This window comes from Flavobacterium psychrolimnae (assembly GCF_003312425.1).
GTDB lineage: Bacteria > Bacteroidota > Bacteroidia > Flavobacteriales > Flavobacteriaceae > Flavobacterium > Flavobacterium psychrolimnae.
In genome coordinates, this window is sequence record NZ_QNUX01000001.1 from 120,964 (window position 1) to 146,947 (window position 25,984).

The 25,984-nt window shown below is 34.0% G+C and carries 26 protein-coding genes; 15 read left to right on the top strand and 11 right to left on the bottom strand.

Annotation, left to right across the window (positions count from 1 at the left end; genetic code table 11):
* The first annotated feature begins 5 nt into the window (after positions 1-5).
* From DR980_RS00515 to DR980_RS00530, 4 genes are read left to right on the top strand one after another with little or no spacing between them, the layout of a single operon-like run.
* Positions 6-758 (top strand): ABC transporter ATP-binding protein, encoded by a 753-nt coding sequence (locus DR980_RS00515; RefSeq protein ID WP_113633318.1) that lies wholly within the window; start codon positions 6-8, stop codon positions 756-758.
* 9 nt (positions 759-767) lie between these two features.
* Entirely contained in the window at positions 768-1,754 is a 987-nt protein-coding gene (locus DR980_RS00520) for an MlaD family protein (protein ID WP_113633319.1), read from the top strand.
* A gap of 56 nt (positions 1,755-1,810) precedes the next feature.
* Complete coding sequence (locus DR980_RS00525) at positions 1,811-2,848, top strand: glycoside hydrolase family 130 protein (RefSeq protein WP_113633320.1); 1,038 nt, start codon at positions 1,811-1,813, stop codon at positions 2,846-2,848.
* 11 nt (positions 2,849-2,859) lie between these two features.
* Positions 2,860-5,127, top strand: a complete 2,268-nt coding sequence (locus DR980_RS00530) for a glycosyltransferase (RefSeq protein ID WP_113633321.1) — start codon at positions 2,860-2,862, stop codon at positions 5,125-5,127.
* Between the two features lie 35 nt (positions 5,128-5,162).
* On the opposite strand, the gene DR980_RS00535 is transcribed toward DR980_RS00530, so the two are convergent.
* Positions 5,163-6,287 carry a cysteine desulfurase family protein gene (locus tag DR980_RS00535; protein WP_113633322.1) on the bottom strand — a complete coding sequence of 375 codons (1,125 nt, stop codon included), beginning with the start codon at positions 6,285-6,287 and terminating at the stop codon, positions 5,163-5,165.
* A gap of 20 nt (positions 6,288-6,307) precedes the next feature.
* Positions 6,308-7,225, bottom strand: coding sequence for an EamA family transporter (locus tag DR980_RS00540; protein ID WP_113633623.1), 918 nt, complete (start codon positions 7,223-7,225; stop codon positions 6,308-6,310).
* A gap of 196 nt (positions 7,226-7,421) precedes the next feature.
* Between DR980_RS00540 and DR980_RS00545 the strand changes: the two genes are divergently transcribed.
* Positions 7,422-8,366: a hypothetical protein gene (locus DR980_RS00545; protein ID WP_146779206.1), complete on the top strand. Its 945-nt coding sequence runs from the start codon at positions 7,422-7,424 to the stop codon at positions 8,364-8,366.
* 140 nt (positions 8,367-8,506) lie between these two features.
* Here DR980_RS00545 and DR980_RS00550 read toward each other — a convergent pair whose 3' ends face one another.
* Positions 8,507-9,058 carry a Smr/MutS family protein gene (locus tag DR980_RS00550; protein WP_113633324.1) on the bottom strand — a complete coding sequence of 184 codons (552 nt, stop codon included), beginning with the start codon at positions 9,056-9,058 and terminating at the stop codon, positions 8,507-8,509.
* On the bottom strand, positions 9,051-9,233 hold the full coding sequence (locus DR980_RS00555; RefSeq protein WP_113633325.1) for a hypothetical protein: 183 nt from the start codon (positions 9,231-9,233) through the stop codon (positions 9,051-9,053). Before DR980_RS00555 ends, DR980_RS00550 begins: the two co-directional genes overlap by 8 nt.
* A 101-nt stretch (positions 9,234-9,334) precedes the next feature.
* On the opposite strand from DR980_RS00555, the gene DR980_RS00560 reads away from it, so the two are divergent.
* Positions 9,335-9,613 carry a DUF2752 domain-containing protein gene (locus DR980_RS00560; protein ID WP_113633326.1) on the top strand — a complete coding sequence of 93 codons (279 nt, stop codon included), beginning with the start codon at positions 9,335-9,337 and terminating at the stop codon, positions 9,611-9,613.
* A gap of 35 nt (positions 9,614-9,648) precedes the next feature.
* Here DR980_RS00560 and DR980_RS00565 read toward each other — a convergent pair whose 3' ends face one another.
* On the bottom strand, positions 9,649-10,347 hold the full coding sequence (locus tag DR980_RS00565) for a DUF1003 domain-containing protein (protein WP_113633327.1): 699 nt from the start codon (positions 10,345-10,347) through the stop codon (positions 9,649-9,651).
* 392 nt (positions 10,348-10,739) lie between these two features.
* Between DR980_RS00565 and cysM the strand changes: the two genes are divergently transcribed.
* On the top strand, positions 10,740-11,627 hold the full coding sequence (cysM, locus tag DR980_RS00570) for a cysteine synthase CysM (protein WP_113633328.1): 888 nt from the start codon (positions 10,740-10,742) through the stop codon (positions 11,625-11,627).
* Between the two features lie 124 nt (positions 11,628-11,751).
* A complete protein-coding gene (locus tag DR980_RS00575; protein ID WP_244199228.1) occupies positions 11,752-12,438 on the top strand; it encodes an SGNH/GDSL hydrolase family protein in 687 nt (228 codons plus the stop codon).
* A 69-nt stretch (positions 12,439-12,507) separates the two neighbouring features.
* On the opposite strand, the gene DR980_RS00580 is transcribed toward DR980_RS00575, so the two are convergent.
* Entirely contained in the window at positions 12,508-12,918 is a 411-nt protein-coding gene (locus DR980_RS00580) for an OsmC family peroxiredoxin (RefSeq protein ID WP_113633329.1), read from the bottom strand.
* Between the two features lie 279 nt (positions 12,919-13,197).
* Here DR980_RS00580 and DR980_RS00585 point away from each other — a divergent pair, with 279 nt between their 5' ends.
* Positions 13,198-14,505 (top strand): CPBP family intramembrane glutamic endopeptidase, encoded by a 1,308-nt coding sequence (locus DR980_RS00585; protein ID WP_113633330.1) that lies wholly within the window; start codon positions 13,198-13,200, stop codon positions 14,503-14,505.
* Positions 14,506-14,662: 157 nt separating this feature from the next.
* Here DR980_RS00585 and DR980_RS00590 read toward each other — a convergent pair whose 3' ends face one another.
* Positions 14,663-14,890 (bottom strand): hypothetical protein, encoded by a 228-nt coding sequence (locus tag DR980_RS00590; RefSeq protein ID WP_113633331.1) that lies wholly within the window; start codon positions 14,888-14,890, stop codon positions 14,663-14,665.
* 301 nt (positions 14,891-15,191) lie between these two features.
* Here DR980_RS00590 and rlmD point away from each other — a divergent pair, with 301 nt between their 5' ends.
* From rlmD to DR980_RS00605, 3 genes are read left to right on the top strand one after another with little or no spacing between them, the layout of a single operon-like run.
* A complete protein-coding gene (gene rlmD, locus DR980_RS00595; RefSeq protein WP_113633332.1) occupies positions 15,192-16,604 on the top strand; it encodes a 23S rRNA (uracil(1939)-C(5))-methyltransferase RlmD in 1,413 nt (470 codons plus the stop codon).
* Positions 16,605-16,641: 37 nt separating this feature from the next.
* The gene (locus DR980_RS00600; protein WP_113633625.1) at positions 16,642-17,163 is read left to right on the top strand and encodes a DUF6452 family protein; all 522 of its coding nucleotides are present in this window, start codon (positions 16,642-16,644) and stop codon (positions 17,161-17,163) included.
* Positions 17,135-17,968 carry a DUF6048 family protein gene (locus DR980_RS00605; RefSeq protein WP_113633333.1) on the top strand — a complete coding sequence of 278 codons (834 nt, stop codon included), beginning with the start codon at positions 17,135-17,137 and terminating at the stop codon, positions 17,966-17,968. Before DR980_RS00600 ends, DR980_RS00605 begins: the two co-directional genes overlap by 29 nt.
* 81 nt (positions 17,969-18,049) lie before the next feature.
* On the opposite strand, the gene DR980_RS00610 is transcribed toward DR980_RS00605, so the two are convergent.
* A complete protein-coding gene (locus DR980_RS00610; protein ID WP_091172024.1) occupies positions 18,050-18,286 on the bottom strand; it encodes a hypothetical protein in 237 nt (78 codons plus the stop codon).
* Between the two features lie 57 nt (positions 18,287-18,343).
* Positions 18,344-19,519 carry a THUMP domain-containing class I SAM-dependent RNA methyltransferase gene (locus DR980_RS00615; RefSeq protein WP_113633334.1) on the bottom strand — a complete coding sequence of 392 codons (1,176 nt, stop codon included), beginning with the start codon at positions 19,517-19,519 and terminating at the stop codon, positions 18,344-18,346.
* 95 nt (positions 19,520-19,614) lie between these two features.
* Here DR980_RS00615 and DR980_RS00620 point away from each other — a divergent pair, with 95 nt between their 5' ends.
* Together DR980_RS00620 and DR980_RS00625 are read left to right on the top strand one after the other, a co-directional pair.
* The gene (locus DR980_RS00620) at positions 19,615-20,379 is read left to right on the top strand and encodes a class I SAM-dependent methyltransferase (protein ID WP_113633335.1); all 765 of its coding nucleotides are present in this window, start codon (positions 19,615-19,617) and stop codon (positions 20,377-20,379) included.
* 92 nt (positions 20,380-20,471) lie between these two features.
* Entirely contained in the window at positions 20,472-21,140 is a 669-nt protein-coding gene (locus DR980_RS00625; protein ID WP_113633336.1) for a ZIP family metal transporter, read from the top strand.
* Positions 21,141-21,197: 57 nt separating this feature from the next.
* Here DR980_RS00625 and DR980_RS00630 read toward each other — a convergent pair whose 3' ends face one another.
* Positions 21,198-23,588 (bottom strand): outer membrane beta-barrel family protein, encoded by a 2,391-nt coding sequence (locus DR980_RS00630; protein WP_113633337.1) that lies wholly within the window; start codon positions 23,586-23,588, stop codon positions 21,198-21,200.
* Positions 23,589-23,744: 156 nt separating this feature from the next.
* Entirely contained in the window at positions 23,745-24,887 is a 1,143-nt protein-coding gene (locus DR980_RS00635) for a helix-turn-helix domain-containing protein (protein WP_113633338.1), read from the bottom strand.
* Between the two features lie 211 nt (positions 24,888-25,098).
* On the opposite strand from DR980_RS00635, the gene murQ reads away from it, so the two are divergent.
* Positions 25,099-25,914, top strand: coding sequence for an N-acetylmuramic acid 6-phosphate etherase (murQ, locus tag DR980_RS00640; protein ID WP_113633339.1), 816 nt, complete (start codon positions 25,099-25,101; stop codon positions 25,912-25,914).
* Positions 25,915-25,984: the final 70 nt, after the last annotated feature.

The following is a 25,984-nucleotide window of genomic DNA, read 5'->3' on the forward strand; positions in this document are numbered from 1 at the left end:
CGATTATGAGTATCCCTACACCCAATCAAAACCGAATTATAGAAATCAAAGACTTGCGAAAAAGTTATGGTGACAATCATGTTTTAGATGGTTTTAATATGGTGCTCAATGAAGGTGAAAATCTGGTGATTATGGGGAAATCCGGTTCCGGAAAATCAGTGATGATCAAATGCTTGATTGGACTAGAGCAGCCGGACAGCGGTTCTATCATTGTGATGGGAAAAGACATTAGTGAACTCGACCGCGAAGAACTGGACGATTTACGGACAGAAGTTGGGTTCCTTTTTCAGGGAAGCGCGCTCTATGATTCCATGACCGTCAGGGAAAATCTGGAGTTTCCGTTGCGTCGTCATAAAAAAAAGTTTGGAGTCATTAAAGATACCACACCATTAGTGATGGAGGCTTTGGAAAACGTAGGATTGGCTCAAACCATTAATTTAATGCCCGAAGAATTATCGGGTGGAATGAAACGCCGCATTGCTTTGGCCAGAACATTGATTCTGCAACCCAAAATAATTTTGTATGACGAACCTACAACAGGATTAGATCCCATTACTGCAAAAGAAATTTTGCTCTTGATGATGACTATCCAACAAAAATACAACACCTCCGCAATAATTATTACGCACGATGTGGATTGCGCGAGAGTGATTTCGAACCGAATGATTTTATTGGTTGACGGCATCAATTATATCGAAGGTACTTTTGAGGAATTATCCGTCTCAACTGATCCAAAAGTGCAAGCTTTTTTTAAATAAGAATAAAAAATGGAAAAAACGACATCACAAAAATTGCGTCTTGGACTTTTTGTAATAATCGGGTTATCGCTGTTTATACTCGCAGTGTATTTCATTGGCGATAAACAACAAATGTTTGGAAAAACCAATCAGTTATCAGCGGTTTTTAATAATGTTAGCGGCCTGCAACTTGGAAACAATGTACGCTATTCTGGAATAAATGTGGGAACGGTTAGCAGCATTACGATGATTAATGACACGGCAATAAAAGTCAATATGCTGATTGACAAGACCATTTTCCCGCATATCAGGAAAAATGCAATTGCCACAATAGGTTCTGATGGTTTGGTAGGCAATATGATTATTAATATTATTCCTGGGAAGGACAAAGCAACCTCAATATCGCCAGGAGATGAAATTCGTACGTTAAACCGCATTCGCACTGATGATATGCTGAATACCCTTGGCAAAACCAATAAAAATGCAGCTCTACTGACATCAGATTTACTTAAAATCACGAATGAAATCAATCAGGGAACTGGAACCGTGGGCTTGTTAATTAAAGATTCTAACTTGGCAAATGATTTGAAACAAACCATTCATTATTTGAAAATTACAGGACAAGGAAGTTCAGAATCAATCATAAAAATAAACCGACTTATTTCTTCATTAGAAAATAAAGACAATGTGATTGGTGTTTTAAAAGATACGGCTGTTGCTAATAATCTTAAAAAAATAGTACTGAATTTAAAGCAAACCAGTACACAAATAGATAACGTTGTAAACAACCTCGATACTACAATTGTAAATATAAAAAACGGTAAAGGAGCAGTAAATTATCTTTCGAATGACCCTGAATTAGTTCAAAAAATAGATTCAACGATGACAAATGTTAACGAGGCGAGTTTGCGTTTGAATGAAAATCTAGAAGCTTTGAAACATAATTTTTTACTACGGGGATATTTTAGAAAACAGGAAAAAGCCAAATTGAAAGAAGAAAAGAAAGCGGAAGAATAAAAATAGTTTTTTGGAAATTCATTTGAATTTAAAACCATATAAAAGACGATTGTATCATGGTTACAATAGAAAAATTAGGAATAATTTTAGGTCCAACTGACAAGCAATTTGAAAATAACGGCGTGTTCAATCCCGGGATTTATCAGGAAGGAAATACGATTCATATTTTATATCGAGCAGTGGAACACGGAAATTATTCGACCATTGGTTATGCCAAGATGGATGGACCAACAAAGGTAATTGAACGTCATGAAAAACCCTTGATTGCCAGAGATTTTGACTATGAAAAACATGGTGTGGAAGATGCCCGAGTTGTCAAAATTGAAGACACTTATTACGTTACCTACACAGCCTATGATGGAGTCAATGCTATGGGAGCCCTTGCCACTTCAAAGGATTTAATTCATTTTGAAAAACACGGTATCATAACGCCGCATGTTAATTATCAAGAATATGAAAATTTTGTAAACTACTGTGACAGCAATAAACTGAATCCAAAATACCATCAATATTACAATCTTTTTGCGCAAATAGGATTGGTTGCTGATGAATTCAGGTTGCTTCGGGATAAAGATGTGGTATTGTTTCCAAGGAAAATAAACGGAAAGTTCATGCTATTACATAGGATTTGGCCAGGAATTCAGATTGCGGAATTTACCGATTTCAAGGATTTAACGGAGTCATTTTGGAAAGAATATCTCATTAATTTGGTGGATCATATTGTACTGGATCCCAAAGATGTATATGAAGTCAATTACATTGGCGCTGGCGGTCCACCTATAGAGACTGAAGATGGCTGGTTGCTGATTTACCATGGCGTACAAGAAACGATAAAGGGGAAAATATATCATGCCAAAGCCGCATTATTACAATTAGATAATCCGAAAATTGAGATTGCCAGATTGCCATTTCCGCTGTTTTCACCTACAAAGCAATGGGAAATTGAGGGAGAAGTGAGTAATATTGTCTTTCCATCGGGACATGCGCTATTTGGCAACGATCTTTATATATACTACGGCGTAGCCGATAAACATATTGCTGTTGCAAAAATAAATCTCAACGAATTGCTTCTCGAATTGAGAAAACAACCTTAAAAAATAAAGCTATGAAAATCGAGAAAGGAATTAAAATGCTTCTTGTAAGCTCCTATCCGCCCAGAGAATGCGGAATAGCAACTTTTACGAATGATATTGTAAATGCATTGGATGTTGTCTTTGGAGACACGCTTCCTGTTGAAGTATGTGCGTTGCAAACCAGAGAACAAGATTTTCAATATCCTGAAGAAGTGAGCTATGTTCTGCCGGTAGATTCTTTGGTCCATTACAGGTTGGTTGCCGAGAAAATAAATGAACGAAACGATATTGGATTGGTTTGTATTCAGCATGAATTTGGTCTTTTTAGAGGGGAATATGGCGATCATATTCTTTCCTTTATTCTGGCACTTAACAAACCCATTGTCACCGTTTTCCATACGGTGCTGCCTAATCCGGATGAAAAAAGAAAAAAAGTAGTCTATGCACTTACTGATTTATCGGACAAAGTGGTGGTATTGACCAAAAAATCAAAAGAAATTTTGACTGATTATTACAATTGTCCTCCTTCTAAATGTATGATTATTCCTCATGGTAATCATACCGTGCTTTGGGAACAAAAAAAAGTTCTTAAAAACAAATATGGCTTTAAAGATAAAGTGGTATTATCAACCTTTGGATTGATTAGTGAAAATAAAGGAATTGAGAACGTATTATGCGCTTTACCAGAAATCGTAGCTCAACATCCTGAAGTAATTTATCTTGTTATAGGGAAAACTCATCCTGAAGTTATAAAAAGAGAGGGTGAAAAATACCGCAATTTGCTTACCGCTACAGTAAAAAAACTTGGTCTGGAAAACAATGTGATTTTCGTCAATGAGTATCTTCAATTGGACCAATTACTGGAATTTTTAACGTTATCCGAAATTTATTTATTTTCGTCCAAAGATCCCAATCAAGCCGTAAGCGGAACTTTTGCGTATGCAATGAGCAGCGGCTGCGCAGTAATTTCTACACCGATACCGCATGCCGTCGAATCGTTAGGAAACGGCAATGGAATCCTATTAAAAAATTTCGATAATCCTGAAGAATTTAAGGAAGCAATTCTTTTTCTCATCGAAAATAAAGAGCAACGAATAGCAATGGGAAGAAATGCTTTTTCTATGGCTCGTGCTACAAACTGGGAGAATATCGCCATACAATACCGCCTTTTATTTGACCAATTAACGAATAGAGAGGATGATTTGAGATTCAATTTTCCTCCAATAAAGTTAGATCATATCAAAAAACTGACTACCGATTTTGGAATTCTTCAGTTTTCCAAATTCAGTCAGCCTGATCCTGAATCAGGCTATACACTAGATGATAATGCCAGAGCATTAATCAATATGGTCCTATACAACAAAGCTTTTCCCGATAAGGAAAATTTAAAATTAGCGAATACTTATTTGAATTTTATTGAAGGAATACAGCAACACGATGGCTGGTTTGATAATTATAAAGATTACAACAAGAAATTGACCAAACAAAACGAAGAGGTAAATTTGGAAGATGCTAATGGGAGAGCATTGTGGAGTCTTGGAACGGTGATTTCTCACAGACAAAACTTACCGCTGGACATGATTTGCCAAGCGGTAAAATGCTGGGATAAAGCCATCAAAAAAATTGATAATTTTAAATCTCCTAGGGCCATAGCTTACGCATTGAAAGGACTTTATCATTATCATGAAATGTATGAAGACGACGAAATAAAAAAACATATCGAGAACCTTGCCGATGAACTGTTGCGTCATTATAAAATCAATTCGGCTGAAAATTGGTGTTGGTATGAAGATTATATGACTTATGCCAATAATGTACTGCCAGAAGCTATGATGTACAGTTATCTAGTCACCAAAAATCCGAAGTATAAAAAAATTGCGGTCATAACGTTCGACTTTTTGCTTTCTCATTATTTTATGAAAGGGCAGCTGAAGGTAATCTCTAATCGAGGTTGGTTCAAGAAACAAAATGAAAGAGTTTTCTATGGCGAACAACCTATTGAAGTAGCTACAACCATTATTGCACTTGATTTATTTTATGAAGTAACTCAAAATAAAAAATATAAAGAGCAATTAAAACTCGCCTTCATCTGGTTTTTAGGGAACAATCATCTAAAACAGATCATGTACAATCCCGAAAATGGAGCTTCTTATGATGGCTTGGAGGATAAACACATCAATATCAATCAGGGAGCTGAATCTACTTTGTGTTTTTTCAAAGCGCGATTAATCATGGAAAAATATATGGAAAAACCGTCCAATCAAATAAAAATATCCAAAAAGAAGTCCTTAATTACTTAAATTCCACTAAAAATCTGCTTTTCAGCAGATTTTTTTTATATCTTTTTTAATGCTTCAATAAGTACATTAATATCCTCTTTTGTATTTAAATGACTAAACGAAATTCGCAAACTTGGTTTTTTCAAATCTTCATTCGAAAGCATTTCGGCTAAAACATGCGATGGTTTTATACTTCCGGATTGACAGGCACTTCCGCGGGAAACTGCAATTCCCTTCATGTCTAAATGAAATAAAATCATCGCTGTTTTATCTGCTGAAAAAGGCATTAAAACATTCAAAACCGTATAAAATCCATCAGCAGTTCCATTGATTTCAAAAGCTGGAAATTCGATTTCAAGTTGGGTAATCAGGTAGTTTCGCAACTCAGTAATATGTTCTCTCTCTGTTTCTAAATTACTGTATGAAAGTTCTAAAGCTTTTGTCATTCCGGCAATTTGGTGTAAAGCCTCAGTTCCCGCACGCAATCCTTTTTCCTGTTCTCCGCCAAAAAATAGAGGTTGTAATCCCGAATTTTTTCGAATAAAAGCAAAACCAACTCCTTTAGGTCCGTGAAATTTATGCGCACTGGCCACAATGAAATCAACAGGAATAGCTTGCAAATCGATTGTTGTTTTCCCGATGGATTGCACCGTATCCGAATGAAATAGAACATTATGTTCTTGACAAATTCGTCCTATTCGCTCTAAATCTAAAACGGTTCCTGTTTCATTATTTACGTGCATCAAGCTGACTAATGTTTTCTTTTCCTGCGATAATAACTCTACTAAATCTGTAATATCAATTTCCCCATTTGGTTTTATTGCCACATAATCTACTTGAATACCATACTCTTTTTCTAATGCTAAAGCGGTGTATAAAACGGCATGATGCTCTATTTTACTGGTAATAATTCTCTTTACTTTCAAATCCTTAACCGCAGAACGAAGAATCCAATTATTAGCCTCGGTTCCGCAAGACGTGAAAATAATTTCTTGAGCCGTAGCATTCAAATTTTTAGCAATTGATTTTCTGGAAAGCTCCAAAATATTTTTTGCAGAACGCCCTAAACTATGTGTTGACGATGGATTTCCGTACTCTTCCGTTAAAACTTTAGTCATTTCCTGAATCACTTCCGGACGAAGAGCCGTGGTTGAGGCGTTATCGAGATATACTTTTTTCATTTTTTTAAATTATAAAATTATTACAGCCCTTCGATTTCTGTTGGCATCGCTTTCGGTTTTTTGGTGAAGAGAATTCTTTCATTAAAAACAACTATCGAAACCAAAATTAGAAAATAAGAAAACAATTGAAGGAAACTTACTTGCTCATTGTAATAAAATATGGCCAGTAAAAAATTAATAATCGGGTTAATATAAATCATAATTCCCACTGCGGAAGAGTTAATTCCTTTGAGCGCATAGAGATTTAAAAACAGTGGAATAATGGTAAAAAACACCACAATCATGAACATACAAGTGTAAAATAGAGGTTCAGTAGGGATTGCGCCGCTGTATTTTGGATAAAAAGGAAGCAAAACAAGCGCTGTAAAAATCAATTGAATCGTCAGCCCCAGAAATTTATCCAAATCATTATTTTTTCTTTGGCTCACTAAATAGAGTGCGTAAGTAGCAGCGGTAATAAGGCTGTAAAAAATATCCTGAAAATGGTTGAATGATAACAAAATACAACTAAAAAAACTGATTGAAACTGCAACCCACTGCCATTTGCTTAATGTTTCTTTCAACATAAAAAAGGCAAATACTGTTGTTACTATTGGACAAATCAGATAGGCCAAAGATGCCGCATTAACACTGACGTGATTCATCACATAAATGTAAACAAACCAGTTTGAGGAAAGAAATACGCCACCGCCAAGTGTCAATAACACAACATTTTTTTGCTGTTTTGAAGAGATATTTTTGAAATGATTCCAATTTTGTCGCATTACCTTTCTACGAAAGACAACATTGATTAATACCATCGTAATCACACTAAAAAACACCCGATAAAACAAAATATCCAAAGAAGGATAATTATGCAACGGTTTCAAAGCAAAACTAAAAAATCCCCACACAAAAAAAGCTAAAAAAGCAGCCGAATAATATTTGTTAAGCCTCATGACCAGTATTAAATTAGTGCAAAGATAACGAATTCCATTGGCTTTAAACGACAGCAATGCTGACAACTCCGGGCGGTTATATAAATCTCGAACATTTCGATAGAAAACCCAAAATCCTGTTAAATAATCTATTTTTAAACGGTTATGTATTTGGAACAAATTAAAAATTCTATTTTTGTTAGAAATATTATAAAAAATGAAAAGAGTCCTTAGCTTGTTGGTTTTTTCCATGTTCTTAAATGGGTGTGATGATGGCGATTTAATTCAGGAAGACATCAATTTTGAAGATGTTACCGCACAAAAATGCAGCACAAACAACATCATTTACAAACTGAAAGAAAGTGAAGCGCTTATTTTTGAAGCTACAGGAGTTACATTCCCTACCGAAACTACTTCTCAAGAATTGAACATCAGCAGTGCTAATCGCGTGATTTACCGCTTTTATAATGGTGCCGTTAGTGCGTCAACAATTTGCGAATCAATACCGCCGGCAACTCCTATTGTCACAGGACAATGGACCGCTACAGGTGGAAATATAGTGATAAACACTACCGCTGTTAAAACAACGAATGAAACAGATAACAGCACAAAAATTACAGGTTATAATCACAATATCACTTTCAAAAACATCACTTTTGATAAAGGAACTGGGACACAAGTTTACGAAACATTCGCTTTTGGAGACTATTTGATTTCGGCAACTCCTTTACCATTAGCATTCAATAAAACCCTTGAACAATGTCCTTCATCTAAGCAATTATACGATTACAATAGTAGTGAAGCGCTGATTCTTGATGTGGATTCTGCTTTGATTGTTAATGAAGCAACACCACTAAATGCACCAAGAACAGGATTGATAAGCGATATAAAAAACAAACTAACCTACCGATTATTCTCTGGTTTAGTAACTGGCGCGTATTTTTGTAACACCACTTTTCCAGCAACTCCCGCAGTGACCGAAGAATGGATCGCAGTAGCTGGAGTAGCAAATATCAGTGGTATAGTTGAAGTAACAACTACTGCTTTTGGTAATGGTTTTAAGCACACCGTTGTCCTCAAAAAAGTTAAAATGAAGAAAGGAAACAGTGATTTTATTTTGGGCGATAATTACATTTACGGTGAATTATTAACTACAAATTAAGACCTGAAAAGGCATGAAAATCGACCGGTTAAACGTTTGGTTTTTTGTCCAAAAAAATCCCAATTTTAAATGAATTTAAATATTGAAATTCATTTAAAATTGGGATTCTTTTTTTATGTTTTTTATATAAATAATAATACTTACATAGCACTTTGCTTAATGAAAACTTCTGTTGCGCCTTGTCCATATTTTTGATAATTGCCTTCTTGAAAAGCGATGTTATCGTATCGTCCCAATAAGAAATCCAACTCTGCTTTCAGAACTCCTTCGCCAACTCCATGAATAAAAACAATCTTCGGAATTCTATTGCGAATGGCAAATTCTATGTGTCTTTTTGCCGTTTCTGTCTGCAATGTCAGAATATCATAATTTGACATTCCGTGTTTATTTGGCACCAGTTTTTCAATGTGTAAATCAAACTCCGGAGCCGGAATTTCGTGCTTTGATTTCTTTTCTTTTACAAAACTTCGTGCTTTTGGAATCTCTTTTTCCTTAGAAACCTCACTTATATTTATTCTTCTGATAGAATCGAGTAAGTTACTGGAATCGTTTACTTTAATCAACTCTTTGACAAAAAATGTCATCATGAATCCATCCTCAGTTTCTATGGTTACTTGCTGCTCTTTTACTGAAAGCACAACTCCATTTATGGCTTCATCCAGCACTGAAACCTTATCTCCTTTGTTAAACATTTTCGTCTTCTTTATCTTGATTTTTACTTGGTGTTTTGGCACTCAATTGCATCATTCCAATCATAAATATTACAATTGCGACGACCATGATATACACATTTTTTTCGGCACTCACCTGCTCATACAAAGCAACAATGATAGCGACAATCATTATGGGAATTATAAATTTTTTCATCTTTTAAAATATCAGATTCCAAAAGTAATGAATTTAAAATTGCATCAATTATTATGACAAACCTTTCTTATTTTTTCGTACAATTGTAAAAAGAAAAACCATTGGATTTAGAAAAATATATGCTGCCGTGTTTAAGTAAAACACTCTTCGGAATGGAGTGTTTAGGCTGTGGTTTTCAGAGGGGATTTTTATTGCTCTTGCAAGGTGATTTCGAAGGTGCTTTTAAGATGTATCCAGCCATTTTTACCACCCTGTTATTTCTGGGAATTCTGGGTTTAAATTTTATCGACAAAAACAGGAATTATAAAAAAATCATCATTGGCTCCGCAATCTTAAATGGTGTTTTTATGATTGCGGGATATTATTTCAAACACTATTAACGGGTTCCTTTTTTTAACTTTTTAGAACCAAAAAATTATTTGATGCGTGTCAAAATATCATTCATCATTTCGATTTGCACTTTCTGAATTTGTATTAATTCTTCTTGTTGATGCATTATTAAATGATCCAGTTTTTCATGAAGCATTCTAATTTCTAGTTCTGATTTCAGATTGATCATATAATCTTTTTTAGCTCTCTCGCGGTCTTTTTCTTCTTGACGATTTTGACTCATCATAATTACCGGAGCTTGAAGTGCGGCAAGGCACGACAAAATTAAATTCAACAAAATAAACGGATACGGATCAAATCCTTTATTCAAGAGAATATAGATATTAGCCAAAATCCACAACAGAATAAACACTCCGAAAAAAATTATAAATTTCCAGCTTCCGCCAAAAGCAGCTACTTTATCCGCCACTATTTGCCCAAAGGTTCGAATACCGGCTTCATCTTCTACAGTACTCACTAAGGATTTATCCTCGTTTAGCGAACCAATAACTCTGGTTTCCAGATTGGTCAACTCCCCTATTTCAACTAATAAATAATTCGAAATGTATTTCTCCCGATACATGTTGAGCTCAGTAAGGGACAAGAATTTATCGGCATCAAAATCAGGATAATCATTTTGGATAAGCGCCAATATTGGATTTCGAATAGTTTTAGCTGATACTTTATCCGCAATTGGGAACTCCTTTTTGGAAATATCACTTATAAAAGTTGCATTACTTTTCATGGATTGTTATTTATTGGCTAATTTAAAAAACACTTTCATCAAAACTACTAATCGGTTTCTGTAGATTGAAAATAAAAAAATGAAACCACTCTTTCATCACAAAAATTTAAAACAATAAATTCTCTAGCATTTAAACACTATAAATTTAACAAAAGTGTCGCAATAACCAAGATAGCTTTGTACATAAGAAAGAAATAATTCGAATTAGTTCAATATCTTTGTGATTCGTTTTAAAACCCATGAAAATGTCACTAAACTTCGAAAACATTCCTTTCTATTGCTGTTGTTGCTGTTTTTAAAATTCACTTAGTATAAACAGTTTTCAAAAAAATTCTTATTGTAATTAAATCCAAAATTTAGTAATTACAATCCAAACAATAGAAATCGACAGCATGAAATCATACAAAATATTAGACTTAATAGGAAATACACCTTTAGTTGAATCTACTCATTTGATACAAAATAAAAACGTAAAACTTTTACTAAAGCTGGAAGGAAATAATCCCGGAGGAAGCGTAAAAGATCGTGCAGCGTACAATATGATTAAATCCGCGCTGGACAGAGGTGACATCAAGAAAGGCGATAAACTTATTGAGGCAACAAGTGGCAACACCGGAATTGCTCTGGCGATGATTGCCCAATTATTCAATATCGAAATCGAATTGATTTTACCGGAAGATTCCACTATAGAACGTACGCAAACCATGCGTGCTTATGGCGCAACCGTAATTTTGACACCCGCAGCAACCGGAATAATTGGTTCCAGAGATTATGCCGATAAAAAAGTAGCCGAGGGTGGTTATATTATGCTAAATCAGTTTGCAAACGACGACAACTGGAAAGCACACTACAATACCACTGGACCCGAAATATGGAATGATACTGAAGGAACTGTAACCCATTTTGTCTCGGCAATGGGAACAACAGGGACAATTATTGGGACTTCCACCTACTTAAAAGAAATGAATCCTGCTATCCAAATTGTGGGTGCGCAACCCAGCGACGGCTCCCAAATTCCAGGAATCAGAAAATGGCCTCAAGAATATTTACCTAAAATTTTTGATGCCAAGAAAGTAGATACAATCATTGAAGTTTCCGAAGAAGAAGCACGAGCGATGACCAAACGTTTAGCACTTGAAGAAGGCGTTTTTGCGGGAATGAGCAGTGGTGGCTCAGTAGCTGCGGCAATAAAAATAGCTGAAAATTTAGAATCAGGAGTGATTGTCGCTATCATTTGCGACCGAGGCGATCGGTATTTGTCTTCGGATTTGTTTGATTAAATTACCATACCTTTATAAAAATAGCCTTACGTTTCTGTATCTTTCGGATATAACATGGAGGGTTGTTTTGTTTTATTTCAGCATCTCATTTTTTCTGTTTTCAAAATTTAAAATCAGGTTCCAAATGAAAAATATCAAATTAATTTACAGTATACTATTTTTATCAATCGTTATGGGAGGAAAAGTACAGGCGCAAGATTGGCCGAATTTAAATAAATATGAAAATGCGAATCTAAAACCGACAGCTCCCGGACAAAAAAGAATTGTATTTATGGGCGATTCCATTACTGAATTTTGGAGTGTAACAGATTCTGAATATTTTGCTGGAAAACCATACGTTAATCGCGGTATCAGCGGCCAAACCACACCTCAGATGCTTATCCGTTTTAGAGCCGATGTTATTGCATTAAAACCAGTCGTTGTGGTTATTTTAGCAGGAATAAATGACATTGCCGGCAATACCGGTCCCGCAACATTAGATATGATTGCAAACAATATCTTTTCGATGGCTGAATTGGCAAAAGCAAACCACATTAAAGTGATTTTGTGTTCTGTATTACCAGCGTATGATTTCTCTTGGAAACCCAATCAAAATCCGGCTGAAAAAGTGGTCGATTTAAATAAAATGATAAAAAAATACGCTGACGCCAATGGCATTATTTATCTTGATTACTTTTCGTCTATGCAAGATGACCGTAACGGATTGAAAACTGCATATTCCGGAGACGGCGTACATCCCAACAAATTAGGATATCAGATCATGGCTCCGCTTGCTGAAAAAGCAATCACGGAAGTTTTAGCAAAAAAATAATCTATTATACAGAAACCAAAAGGCTCCATTTAAATTAAATCGAGCCTTTTTTATTTTGTAAATTGTTGTTTATACTAAAGTTGCTGTACTTGAAATTGCTGCATTCAACACTTTAGAAACCGGACAATTTTTCTCTGCTTTAGTAACCAATTGCTGAAAAGCATCCTCTGTTATTTCTTTCACTTTTGCTGCAACAGTTAAGTGTGACGTGATAATTGTTCCGTCAACGAAATCAATATCACATTTAGTTTCGATACTTTCAATTTCAAAACCTTCTTCGCTTATGTAAGCCGAAAGTTGCATTGTAAAGCAACCTGCGTGCGCTGCTGCGATCAATTCTTCCGGATTTGTTCCAACTCCTTCTTCAAAACGGGATTTGAACGAATATTGCGTATCTTTTAATGTGGTAGTTTGTGTGGTAAGTTTTCCGGCTCCTTCTTTCAGTGAACCATTCCAGACTGCGGTTGCATTTCTTTTCATAATTTTCAGTTTTCTGTTTTCTCAAATTTAGTTCTTTTATCAAAAAATACTTTCAAACAATTGATAATTTAACTAAAATTTAAAGTTCGTTTTAATATTGAAACTCTCATCATCTCCTTCACTTGATACTTTAATAATTGTTCGAAAAAATTCTGATTCTAAGAATTCTAAGCTAAGTTTAAAATTAATAATTATGCTACTTTTCTTATTTAATTCATTATGTTTGTAGCTAAAGAGTTTGGGGAAAAAAAGTAAAAAACCAAAACATCAAAATTAAATATGAGCAACAATACTATGCTGGACAACATAAAAGAAACCTATACTGATTTAATCTCTTTTTTAAAAAACCCGAGCGACGAAGCGGGACCCGAATTATCAATAGCACTAAAATTTAAAAGTGTTATCTCTTTATTGATAATTGAAATTCCTCTTATGGCAGTTTTGATACTTCTGATAAGTGGGTTGGAAACATTGGGATTTATTGATTCAGATAACCATAAAATTCTGGACATGATTAAGTCCTATCCAGTTGTATTGCTATTAGTATTAACCGTTGTAATTGGCCCTTTAATTGAAGAATTTATATTTAGGCTGTATTTGCGTTATAAAAATAATTATGCGCTGCATTTTTTAATTTCAATAGTTTCCCTCACGGGTGTTCGAAATGAACAAAAAGCAGAAACGTTTTTTATTTCTCTTTGGAAAAAAAGATACAAGTTCATATTCTATTTTTCTGCTGTAATTTTTGGATTAATCCACATAAGTAATTATGAATTTTCATATACAATTTTACTTTTAACACCAATCTTAGTAGCACCACAAATAATATCAGGTCTGATTATTGGGTATTTGAGAGTTCGCAATGGATTTATTTCAGGATTACTGCTTCATTCACTTCACAATGCTTTTTTTATTGGTATTCCTTTATTTTTCATGTTAAACGACACGGAAAAATTAAACGATGAAACCAGTTTATATTCCATAAAAATAGAAGAAACTAACGATATATCTATTCCAAGCTACCAAAAAAATTACCCGGATAGCCTTGTTTATAAAAATGTAAGTCTGAAAACTACCCTAACCTATTTATTGAATACAAATGAAATATTACTAAACACCAATGACACCGTAATGTTAGACAAAACGTTGCACTTAAACTTCAAAAACAAATCTAAAGACAGTTCTAAAACTAAAAGTATTGCCTTAAATCAATTGGCGAAAAGCTATGATTTTAAAATCAAAAAAAGCACAACCCCTACTGAAGTTTGGAATTTAGAAGTTACAAATCAAGCCTTATTATCAAAATATAAATCAAACAATAACGCTTACGGAAACATAATTACTGTAAATCCAAAGGAAATCATCATTGAAAAATCAAAAATTAGTGCGCTCGTCTATGCTTTAATTCCAAAAAGTAATAAAATGATTTTGGATAAAACAGGTAGCGAAGACAATTACAATTTAACTCTAAAAATTAATGATTTTGAAAGTATAAAAAAGCAATTAAAAGAAAAATATGGACTTTCCTTAGTCAAACAAAAAATAAATTTAGAACATTTTACGGTTGAATTTCAAAAGCCAGAATAATCGAGAACCTATAACAAACGCGAGATTAGCAATTTTCTAACTTTTTAAATATTCGTAAATAATTAAAAATGAAAAAACCGGCATAAAATAAACCTTATCGAAGGTCAATTTATGCCGGTTTTTTTAGTTACCCATCGTAAAAGAGCTTCAGTTGTAATTAGTTACTACTTTTACCTCTTACAAGAGCTACTATAATTATAATAAAAACTGCAGCGCCTACAACCAAAATCCATGGCTCTGCGTACCAGTCACTTCCTCCTTTATCTACATTCAAATTCACATCCACTGTTTTATCTTGTGCCCAAATAAGACTTTGAGAAAATAAAAGTGTAATTAATAATAAAGACTTTTTGAAAGTTGTGCTAATGTTTTGTAATTGCTTCATGTTGAATAGTTTTAAATTTATAATAAAATTATGTTAATCATTTCGTTATGTCAAATATATTAATGATATCAAAACGAAATGTTATTCAATTAAACAAAAAAATTGCATAATTCACATTTTTAAAATTTCATATATAAAAGCATTTTAGATGAGTTGGTCTTTACATTTATTAACTAAAGAACGGTAGTTCAACAACGCAGTTGCAGCGAAAAGCAAAAATAGTATCAAATAAAAACACCTAAAAATGAAAATATTTCACAATTTGAATTTATAAAACCATTCAAACACTTATTTTTGCGCTATGGCTAAGAAAAATACAGACAAAGTTGTCTTTCATCAAATAAAAGTCCTTGATGCTGGTGCAAAAGGCGTTTCGGTAGCAAAGGCTCCCGATGGAAAAGTAGTTTTTATCCCGAATGTGGTTCCGGGTGATGTGGTTGATGTGCAAACTTTCAAGAAGCGCAAAGCCTATTACGAGGGAAAAGCAGTTCATTTTCATGAATATTCAGAGCATCGTGTAGAACCTATTTGCGAGCATTTTGGTGTTTGCGGCGGTTGTAAATGGCAGAATATGAAATACAGCCAACAGTTGTATTACAAGCAAAATGAAGTAAAAAATCATTTGCAACGCATTGGAAAAATAGAACTTCCGGAATTTGAACCAATATTAGGTTCAGAGAAACAGTTTTTTTACAGAAACAAAATGGAATTTTCGTTTTCGAACAGCCGTTGGTTGACCGAAAAAGAAATCGACAGCACCGAAGATTTAGGAAACAGAAATGCACTTGGTTTTCACATTCCGAAAATGTGGGACAAAATCCTGGACATCAATAAATGTCATTTGCAGGAAGATCCATCGAATGCTATCAGAAACGAAGTTAGAGATTTTGCTAATGCAAATGGACTGACTTTCTTTAATCCAAGAGCGCATGAAGGTTTATTGAGAACTTTGATGTTGCGCACGGCTTCGACGGGTGAAATCATGGTTTTGATTCAGTTTTTTGAAAATGACAAAGCCAACAGAGAATTAATCCTAAATCATCTTTACGAGAAATTCCCGCAAATTACTTCGTTGCAATATGTAGTGAATAATAAAGCGAACGATACTTTATACGATACTGATATTAAATTATACAAAGGAAGAGATTACATTTTGGAAGAAATGGAAGGTTTAAAATTTAGCATTAATGCAAAATCTTTTTACCAAACCAATTCGGATCAAGCGTATGAATTGTATAAAATAACGCGTGATTTTGCTGGATTGACTGGAAATGAAATCGTTTATGATTTATATACTGGAACGGGTACAATTGCTCAGTTTGTTTCGAAAAAAGCAAAAAAAGTAATTGGTGTAGAAAGTGTTCCTGATGCGATTAAAGACGCCAAAGCTAATGCGGTACGTAATGAAATTACCAATTGTGAGTTCTTTGTAGGAGATATGAAAGTGGTGTTCAATGATGATTTCATCACTCAACACGGCCATCCTGATGTAATTATCACGGATCCGCCAAGAGACGGAATGCACAAAGATGTAATCGAACAAATTATGAAAATTGCTCCTGAAAAAGTGGTTTATGTAAGTTGTAATTCGGCTACACAGGCGCGTGATTTGGCTTTAATGGATGAAAAATACAAAGTAACCCGTGTGCGCCCCGTGGATATGTTTCCGCAAACGCATCACGTGGAAAATGTTGTACTTTTGGAAAGAAGATAAGCCCCCTAACCCCCAAAGGGGGAACAATAAATTGTATATGAAAAAAATAATTTTATTGGTATTTGCATTAGCACTATCCTTCTCCAGTTGTGAGAAAGACGACATTTGCGATGCAAATACTCCCACAACGCCACGATTGGTGATTGGTTTTTATGATTTTTTGAATCCTTCCGTTTTAAAAAACGTATCTAATCTGAAAGTTGTTGGCGAAGGAATGACCGATGGAATCCTTTTTAACGGCAGCCAAACGACCAGTGGAAATACTATTTCTATTCCGTTAAAAACTGTTGGAACAAGTACGACCTATAGTTTCACATTAAATTCAGGAAATGCTAATCCTGCGTTGATTGATGAAGACATCATAAAACTTGATTATACCACACAGGAGCTTTTTGTTTCCAGAGCCTGTGGCTATAAATCAATTTTTACATTAGATCCAACAAATCCATATACACATACTGATGCGACAGCTGCAAATCAAAAATGGATAAAATTTATATCGGTTGAAAAAAGTAACATCGAAAACGAAAATGAAACACACATTAAGATCTTTTTTTAGTATTTGTCTCGTATTGTCGTTGACTTTGATACAGGCTCAAGAGACAACACCTGTCAAAAGTGATCCAAAAACTGCCAAAACAGAACAGATTATTCCTAAAGCGCCATTGCCTTTAGTCAAAATTAGTCCTGAAATTATAAAGAACGATTCGATTCCTGTAAAGACCGATCGTTATGGTGTACGTGTGGGTGTTGATTTATATAAACTGACACGCGCTCTTTATGACAAAGATTACAAGGGAATTGAGTTGGTGGGAGATTATCGATTGACTAAAAAATATTTTTTGGCTGCCGAACTTGGCAATGAAAATAAAACGACAGATGATGACCGTGTAAATTTCACCACTAAAGGCTCCTATATAAAAGCGGGTTTTGATTATAATGCCTATGAAAACTGGCTGGATATGGAAAACATTATTTCTATAGGAATGCGTTACGGTTTCAGTACTTTTAATCAGCAGTTAAACAGTTATAGAATTTATAATGCGAATCCATATTTCGGAGAAGTTCCTGTAATTCCTTCTGGCAAAAAGTTTGATGGTTTATCCGCGAGCTGGATTGAAGTAGTGGCTGGAGTAAAAGCTAAAGTATTTGACAATGTATTTATGGGTTTCAGTCTTCGATTGAACCGATTGGTAACTAACAAAGAACCGGAAAATTTCTCTAACTTATATATTCCCGGATTCAACAGAACCTACGACGGTAGTTTTGGAGTCGGATTCAATTATACGGTAACTTATTTTGTTCCTATTTATAAGAAAAAAGTAAAGCCGTTTGCTATTCCGAAAAAAGTTGAGAAAAAGTAATTTCGAATTAGTAATAAAAAAATATCGCAAGGAAAACAACAGTTCTCTTTGCGATATTTTTTTTATTATAGTAAAGTAAAATTACCCTATTTCCTTAATTCCTTTCATGAAAATCCATTTCATGAATAATTTCTCCCCGTCTTTGGTTTTTATCGCATGAAATTTTGGCGACAAAAGCGTTCCAATGACAAATGCAGTTAACGGAATCCAAAATCCGGTTAAATTAGTGTAATGTTCCACTAAATACCTAGCAGAAATAAATAATATTGCAAAACATCCCAGTTGGTATAGGAATGCTCGTATTTGTAATTTGGTCATTTTTTTTAAATCTTAAAGTTTTAAAGTCAAAGGTCGAACGTAAAAAATTGAATATTGCTATTCAGCACTATCAGTTGTTACTTGAAACTTCGTTCTCTTACTTCCTTCGTACATTTCGTATTTTACCAAACGAGCTTCTAAACCAGCATTAAAAAGTTTGATTTTTCTAGAAGGTTTTAATCCTACATATTTCAATGCTTCTAAGTTCGCTGTAATCATCCAAGCATTCGTCCCTGGGTAATTTTTCTTTAAGGTATCACCAATATTTTTGTAAAATTCTTCCATGTGAATGTCCAAACGCTCATCATACGGCGGGTTGAATACAATATGTAATTTCCCTTCTGAAGTTTTTTCAGTATCAAAAAAGTTCTGCTCTTCAATCGAAATATACTCGTCAAGATTGGCATTTTTGATATTGTCTTTGGCTTTTTGAACCGCACTTGGTGCTTTATCATAGCCTTTTATAGTGTAATGAAACTCACGAACACGTTTCAATAAACTGTCTGAGATATTATCAAACAAATCATTGTCCCAATCGTTCCATTTTTCAAAAGCAAATTCTTTACGATTGATATTTGCCGGAATGTTACAGGCAATCATGGCTGCTTCGGCTAAGAATGTTCCCGAACCACACATTGGATCCAAGAAATCCGTTTGACCGTCCCAACCGGAAAGCAATAAAATTCCTGCTGCCAAAACCTCGTTTATAGGAGCAATATTGGTAGCGGTCCTGTATCCACGTTGGTTCAATGCATTTCCTGAAGTATCTAGTGCCACTGAAACTTGGTCTTTATCGATATGAATGTTGATTCTTAAATCAGGATGAATTTTATCAATGCTTGGTCGTTGACCGGTTCTTTCTCTAAACTGATCGACAATCGCATCTTTACATTTTTGAGAAACGAATTCCGAGTGATTAAAATATTCCGAATGTACTGTGGTATCAATCACAAATGTCTGATTGGCATTCAATAATTTAGACCAGTTCATGCTCGAAATTCCTTTGTATAAAGCCTGTTCGTTATTGGCCTTGAAAAAATAAATAGGCTTTAGGATTTTCAAAGCGGTACGTAAAGACAAATTTGCTTTGTACATAAAGCCTTTATCTCCTTTAAAACTTACCATTCTTACTCCTTGCTCCACATCTTGCGCGCCAAGGTTTTGCAACTCTTTTGCTAATATTTCTTCAAAACCAAAAAAGGTTTTGGCAACCATTTTATAATTATTTTCCATTTGCCCCTTTTGCCCACTAAAGCGGGAATTGTTATCGTTATATTCGGCAAAAATACACTAAATTTGCATCAATCGAATTAATTGAAAAATAATAAATGTCCGAATCTAGCAAATCCTCTACCGATAATCAACCGCAAACACCCGTAAACTGGTACAGTTCGTGGTTTGACACTCCTTATTACCACATTCTTTACAAAGACCGAAATTATAGAGAAGCCCAGATTTTTATGGATAATTTAACGCATTATCTTAACCTTCCGGAAAAAGCTAAAGTAATGGATTTAGCCTGCGGAAAAGGACGCCATTCTATTTATTTGAACCAATTGGGTTTTGATGTTCTTGGTGCTGATTTATCGGAGAACAGTATTGCCGAAGCTACTAAAAATACGAATGAAACCCTTCATTTCAAAGTGCACGATATGCGTGAACCCTTTGAAGAGAAATACGATGCCATTTTCAATTTATTTACCAGTTTTGGTTATTTCGAAAATGACGAAGACAATCTAACTACGTTAAAAGCCATCAAAGAAAGCCTTTCCGAATATGGTTTTGCTGTAATTGACTTTATGAATGTTGCCCAAGTTCTCGAAACATTAGTTCCAGAAGAGACAAAAACAGTTGATGAAATCGATTTTCATATCAAACGCTATTTAAAAGAAGGTCATATTTACAAAGAAATTGATTTTGAAGACAAAGGTCAAAAATTTCATTTTACCGAAAAAGTAAAAGCGCTAACCCTAAAAGATTTTGAGGAATTAATGGAAGAAGCCGGAATTTATCTGTTGGATATTTTTGGGGATTACAAATTAAAAAAATTCCACAAAACAGAAAGCGAACGCCTAATCATGATTTTTAAATAATTGTTGAGTTAGTCGGCTAATCGAAAAACAAATAAACCGTGAAGCAGATTTACGGTTAAACGAACATACAAATAAACGGTTAAGCAAATAACATGAATTACCTTTTACCTTTACTTTCCGTGATTATAGGATATAGTATCGCATTAGTTTTAAAACCAAAAAACAAAACGAACCTCAAATTGCTTCTAGCTTTTAGTGGTTCTTTTTTACTTTCCTTAACGGTTATGCATTTATTACCGGAAATTTACGAAAGTGCAAACCCAAACATTGGACTCTTCATCATGCTAGGAATATTATTCCAAATCATATTGGAATTTTTCTCTAAAGGTGCTGAACACGGGCATGTTCACGGGCATCCTACAATGACCCAAATACCGTGGTTGCTATTCATCAGTTTATGTATTCATGCATTCTTGGAAGGATTTCCAGTGAGTCATCACCATGATTTAGCAATCGGAATTGCTATCCATCATTTACCAATAGCAATAATCCTGACCACCTTTTTTATCAATGCCGGTCTGAACAAAAAAGCCATTTTTATTTTCATGATAACCTTTGCAGTCATGACACCGCTTGGTACCATTTTATCTGATTATTTGCCAGTATTAAACGTGTATTATACTGAAATCACCGCCATTGTAATAGGAATATTATTTCATATTTCATCCACCATTATTTTCGAAAGCAGCGAAGGACACAAGTTCAACATTGCCAAAGTTTCTATGATTGTGATAGGAATTGCGTTGGCATATTTTATATAAATTTATAAAGCTAGGAAACAGAAATAAAGAGATTTCTGTTTCCTAGCTTTCAATTTTCTAATTACCTCCAGTTCTTTTATTCTCCTCCTTATTTCCAAAATCACGCTGTTGTACATTGATTTTTTTGTTTCCAAAATTATAAACCACAGATAAACGTGCAAATCGATTACTTTGTTTCTCCTCATATACCTGTTTTACACCGTTTATAACTGAAGTAAAATCTTTTAAATAAGAGGTATTAAAAATATCATTTGCAAAAAATGCAATCTGCATGGTTTTATTAAACAAGTCCTGTTTTAAACCAATATCAAAACTTGAGGTATATCCTACTTCATATAAACCGGATTTAAAAGGCGTTGTGTACATAAAATCGATTTGCAATTTTGTCGTTTTACCTAATAAAAAAGTATTATTTGTCGAAAAATCAATTTGTAAACTGTTTGATGGTGTGGCATTGATATCTTTAATAAATTCTGTTTTTGCTCCCAAAAGATACAATGAATTTTCACTAGACCACCAATCTGCAAAACTTGCCGAATAACTTTCCCCTATTCCATAATTTAAGTTTTTAAAATAATTTTCACGGGTTACAATCTGTGTATTGGTTTCCGGATTTGAAGTAAACAAAACTCCATAACCGTTTGTAATTGCATTGACAAAAACACTCGTTCTCAAAACTTCTTTATAAGAATGTGATAACTCAAAATTATCACTAAATGAAGGTCTTAAAAACGGATTTCCTTCGGAATAACTATTGCTGTTGATGTAAATTCTGAACGGATTTAATAAGTCAAAACGTGGCCTGTTGATTCTTTTTCCATAATTGAAACTAAAAGTATTGTTTTCGTTTCTCTTGTAAGAAGCATAAAACGTTGGGAATAATTTCAAATAATTATTTTCTGTTTCCTGATTCATTGTTTCAGAAAATCCATTTGTTTGAGTGTTCTCCAATCTAAATCCCATTTGAAAATTCCATTTTTCTCCGAATTTTTTATCGCCGTTAATATAAAAAGCTTGATTATTCTCTGTGTATTTAAATCGGTTGGATTTGTTAGGATCTAATTCTGGAGTTTCTGTCATCGTATTATAATAAAGTACATCACTTGTACTATTTGTAAAACTCATTTTTGCACCATAAGACAAATTCAACGCTTGAAGCGGATGTTCCATATCTGCCTTAAGACTCCAATTGTCAATATCCTGATTCGAAATGTTTCTTCCCGACTGATTTATATCAACAAATGTCATATCTGGCGTGTAATTATTAGCGACAAAATTTCTATCGAATTTCGAATCGTAATTAAAATAATCCACATCAAAAGATAACTTCCTTTTTAAGGAATCTAGTTTGGTAATCAAATGTGCATTGTACGTTTGATTTCTTGATCCTTTATCAGTGAAGCTGTTGTTCAGTGTAACATTATCCAATTCATTTTGAGTATTGTAATTCTCAATTCTAATATCCGATTTAAAATCAGGGTTATTTCTATCGTTTAAATATTGAAATCCAATAGTAGTACGTTCTGAAAGATCATAATCTAAAGCCAATTTACCAGAAAAATTTTCAGTTTTTACCTTTGTCACACTTTTCATATGGGAAAGTCCATCAGGAAAATACATTTTTAAATCATCTGTAGCATTCAAATAACCTGTTTTTGCATTAATGCCTGCAGAAAATCTAAACTTGTTTTTATTGTAGAAAAAGTTATCTCTTAAAGTATAAATACTATATTTATTTTGATCATAAGAAACTGTAGTCGTGTTTTTCCAAGAGTCACGAACTCCTTTTTTCATAATAATATTAATCAATCCACCTGTTCCTTCGGCATCATATTTTGCCGGCGGATTGCTGATAATTTCAATATTTTTAATTTCACTAGCCGAAATTGATTTCAGAAAATTATTCAGTTCCTCACCTACTAATTCAATCATTCGTCCATCTATCATAACACGGGAAGTTCCTTTCCCTAATATATTAATTGTATTATTCTGAACTACAACTCCGGGAGCCGTATTAATAGCGCTTAAAGCGTCTCCGCCAACTGTTGTAACATTGTTTTCAAGATTATAAACCAAACGATCCGTTTTCTGTTCGATCGTTTTCTTTTTAGATTGAATGATAACCTCTTTCAAATTAGTTGCGCTTTCTTTTAAAATGATTGTTCCTAAATCAGTATCATTTTCTATTGTAAACTCTTTTTCATAATCTGTAAATTCTAAAAGGGTGATTCCAATTTTATAAGATCCTTTTTTAAGATTGATTTCAAATCTACCGTCTTGTTTAGAGGTTGAACCGTCTATAATTTTTCCTTCTGAATTCGATATGGAAACATCTGCCCATTCTAATGGAATTATTTGATTTGTTATTTTTCCCTTTAATTTAAATGATGTTTGTGCTAAACAAAATAAAGGCAATATTAAAAAGATAAAGAGATTTACTTTTTTCATGATTTCTAATTTTAAAACTTGTTTCGATTAATTTGAAGCAAAGTTGCCTTAGAAATTCTCAGAATTCGACCGACAAAAAAAAGTCGAACTAATTTCTATTCAGAAAATCAGTTCGACTTTATTGGGTATGAGGTACGACTTTTTACAAACCACTTATTATAAGGCGTTTCTGTAAGCAGTAGGTGTTAAATTAGTGTGTTTTTTAAAAGAGGTATTAAAAGAAGATTTGGAGTTAAAACCAACCTCGTATAAAATTTCAAGAACGGTAACCTGACTTCTCGACTGATCTTTTAAAATACCCATCGCTTTTTGAATACGATATTCATTGACAAAATCAAAAAAGTGCTGATCCATATGATGATTAATTAAAACCGATAAATCCCGAACCGGAATATCAATTTGAGTGGCAAGCTCCTGAATGGTAAGGGATGGATCAAGAAAAGGCACTTTCTCAGCCATATATTGTTTCAATGCCGAAATTTGAATGGAAATCGCATCGTCTTGAACATTTTTAGATGCTGTTTTTTCTTCTACTGCAGGCAAAATATCTTTTGTCAATTGTAATTTAGAATTAATTCCCCTAAAAAGTTCGGGATGATTGAGCGCTTTCATGATAAACCAGCATGTTATAAGCAAAGCAATAGCCCCTACAAGTACATTTGTCCAAAGAAATATCTCTCTGAAACCGCTATAACGCAATACATTTTTTAATGCCACAATAGAATGTGCGATAAGAAAAACACAGGTTATCTGAAAAAGCCATTTATAAGTCGCAGTACTCGAATCAGCGTAATTTTCTAAATAGATTTCTCTATACTTTTTCAAAATCAAAAATACGCTGACGATATAAAATACATATTGAAATTCAATTAAAATCTGAATCAGGTATATCTCTGGCATTTGATTTAGCGTTGCAGCAAAACTATCTTTATCTATGTTCGTGCTAAGATAAATCCTTGGAATAAAAACCAAATTAATCAATAAAAAAGGAAGCAAATGCACTAAATGCTTCCACTTTAATCTAAAATCAGAATAACAGACTGCCAGTACAAAAAGATAAAATAAAGGCATTCCAAACAAACAGGCCGTAGATCTAAAAATCTCTAAATTTAACTCATTACGAGTACCCACGTCAATAAAAAATCCGCTAAGATCGATAGCAGAGAAAATAAAAAACCAGGCAAATAAACGATTTGCTAATTTATTTTCGGTTTTAACCGTTAATAAAAAAAACGAAAGCAATAAAGAAACAAAAACTGAGATGCTGCCAATTCCCTGCAGTAAGCTTAATCTATCCATTTTTCTTTTAATATTTAACAAATATAGTATTTTAGTTCACGTGACAACAATTTGAAATCCTTTCGCTGGATAAGAAATTAAAACTGGAAAAATTACTCCATCTGTATAAAACTAACGAAACCTGAAACTTCTAAAACCTGAAACAAAAAATAGAAAATTTCGAGATTGTGATAAAAAAGGTTAATTTTGGACTTGTCCAATAATACGAAAAATGACCTTCACAAAAATCACCGAACAATCTTCAAAATACGAACATTTAGAAAAAATGTCAGTTCAGGAATTGCTTTCTAATATCAATCAGGAAGACAAAACTGTTCCTCTTGCCGTAGAAAAAGCATTGCCACAAATAGAAACTTTAGTGACTGAAATCGTTGCTAAAATGAAATTTGGCGGACGATTATTCTACATTGGCGCAGGAACATCAGGACGTATTGGAATACTAGATGCTTCGGAATGTCCACCAACATTTGGTGTACCTTTTGATTTGGTAATTGGCATTATTGCCGGCGGCGATACTGCCATTCGGAAAGCCGTAGAAAATGCAGAAGACAATGCTACTCAAGCTTGGATTGATTTGAAAGATTTCAATGTAAATGAAAATGACGTAGTTGTAGGAATAGCCGCTTCGGGAACAACACCTTATGTTATTGGAGGATTACAAGCTTGTAACGAAAATAATATTACCACAGGAAGTATTTCTTGTAATGCAGGAAGCCCGCTTTCGCAAACGTCAAAATTCCCTATTGAAGTAGTTGTAGGACCTGAATTTGTAACGGGAAGTTCCCGCATGAAAGCCGGAACAGCTCAGAAACTGGTACTCAACATGATCTCAACCGCAACCATGATTCAACTGGGGAAAGTGAAAGGCAACAAAATGGTAGATATGCAACTCAGCAACAGCAAACTCGTGGATCGCGGCGTGAAAATGATTATGGAAGAAATTCCAGTTTCCTACGAACAAGCCGCTGATTTATTAAAAAAGCACGGAAGCGTAAGGAAAGCTGTTGATAATTTTACAGCTCAATAAACAGATTTCAGAATACAGGCTAATGTTTTTGAGTACATCGACAAATGCCGAAACTTAAACTTTAAACAAA

What these genes read in the sequence shown, in the direction of transcription:
- DR980_RS00610 (WP_091172024.1), bottom strand. Translation starts at nt 18,286, where the DNA reads ATGACCAAATTACAAATACGAGCATTCCTATACCAACTGGGATGTTTT.
- DR980_RS00525 (WP_113633320.1), top strand. Translation starts at nt 1,811, where the DNA reads ATGGTTACAATAGAAAAATTAGGAATAATTTTAGGTCCAACTGACAAG.
- DR980_RS00620 (WP_113633335.1), top strand. Translation starts at nt 19,615, where the DNA reads ATGTCCGAATCTAGCAAATCCTCTACCGATAATCAACCGCAAACACCC.
- DR980_RS00635 (WP_113633338.1), bottom strand. Translation starts at nt 24,887, where the DNA reads ATGGATAGATTAAGCTTACTGCAGGGAATTGGCAGCATCTCAGTTTTT.
- DR980_RS00540 (WP_113633623.1), bottom strand. Translation starts at nt 7,225, where the DNA reads ATGAGGCTTAACAAATATTATTCGGCTGCTTTTTTAGCTTTTTTTGTG.
- cysM (WP_113633328.1), top strand. Translation starts at nt 10,740, where the DNA reads ATGAAATCATACAAAATATTAGACTTAATAGGAAATACACCTTTAGTT.
- DR980_RS00565 (WP_113633327.1), bottom strand. Translation starts at nt 10,347, where the DNA reads ATGAAAAGTAATGCAACTTTTATAAGTGATATTTCCAAAAAGGAGTTC.
- DR980_RS00530 (WP_113633321.1), top strand. Translation starts at nt 2,860, where the DNA reads ATGAAAATCGAGAAAGGAATTAAAATGCTTCTTGTAAGCTCCTATCCG.
- DR980_RS00630 (WP_113633337.1), bottom strand. Translation starts at nt 23,588, where the DNA reads ATGAAAAAAGTAAATCTCTTTATCTTTTTAATATTGCCTTTATTTTGT.
- DR980_RS00550 (WP_113633324.1), bottom strand. Translation starts at nt 9,058, where the DNA reads ATGTTTAACAAAGGAGATAAGGTTTCAGTGCTGGATGAAGCCATAAAT.
- DR980_RS00535 (WP_113633322.1), bottom strand. Translation starts at nt 6,287, where the DNA reads ATGAAAAAAGTATATCTCGATAACGCCTCAACCACGGCTCTTCGTCCG.
- rlmD (WP_113633332.1), top strand. Translation starts at nt 15,192, where the DNA reads ATGGCTAAGAAAAATACAGACAAAGTTGTCTTTCATCAAATAAAAGTC.
- DR980_RS00575 (WP_244199228.1), top strand. Translation starts at nt 11,752, where the DNA reads ATGAAAAATATCAAATTAATTTACAGTATACTATTTTTATCAATCGTT.
- DR980_RS00600 (WP_113633625.1), top strand. Translation starts at nt 16,642, where the DNA reads ATGAAAAAAATAATTTTATTGGTATTTGCATTAGCACTATCCTTCTCC.
- DR980_RS00515 (WP_113633318.1), top strand. Translation starts at nt 6, where the DNA reads ATGAGTATCCCTACACCCAATCAAAACCGAATTATAGAAATCAAAGAC.
- DR980_RS00625 (WP_113633336.1), top strand. Translation starts at nt 20,472, where the DNA reads ATGAATTACCTTTTACCTTTACTTTCCGTGATTATAGGATATAGTATC.
- murQ (WP_113633339.1), top strand. Translation starts at nt 25,099, where the DNA reads ATGACCTTCACAAAAATCACCGAACAATCTTCAAAATACGAACATTTA.
- DR980_RS00590 (WP_113633331.1), bottom strand. Translation starts at nt 14,890, where the DNA reads ATGAAGCAATTACAAAACATTAGCACAACTTTCAAAAAGTCTTTATTA.
- DR980_RS00585 (WP_113633330.1), top strand. Translation starts at nt 13,198, where the DNA reads ATGAGCAACAATACTATGCTGGACAACATAAAAGAAACCTATACTGAT.
- DR980_RS00580 (WP_113633329.1), bottom strand. Translation starts at nt 12,918, where the DNA reads ATGAAAAGAAATGCAACCGCAGTCTGGAATGGTTCACTGAAAGAAGGA.
- DR980_RS00555 (WP_113633325.1), bottom strand. Translation starts at nt 9,233, where the DNA reads ATGAAAAAATTTATAATTCCCATAATGATTGTCGCTATCATTGTTGCT.
- DR980_RS00520 (WP_113633319.1), top strand. Translation starts at nt 768, where the DNA reads ATGGAAAAAACGACATCACAAAAATTGCGTCTTGGACTTTTTGTAATA.
- DR980_RS00605 (WP_113633333.1), top strand. Translation starts at nt 17,135, where the DNA reads ATGAAACACACATTAAGATCTTTTTTTAGTATTTGTCTCGTATTGTCG.
- DR980_RS00615 (WP_113633334.1), bottom strand. Translation starts at nt 19,519, where the DNA reads ATGGAAAATAATTATAAAATGGTTGCCAAAACCTTTTTTGGTTTTGAA.
- DR980_RS00545 (WP_146779206.1), top strand. Translation starts at nt 7,422, where the DNA reads ATGAAAAGAGTCCTTAGCTTGTTGGTTTTTTCCATGTTCTTAAATGGG.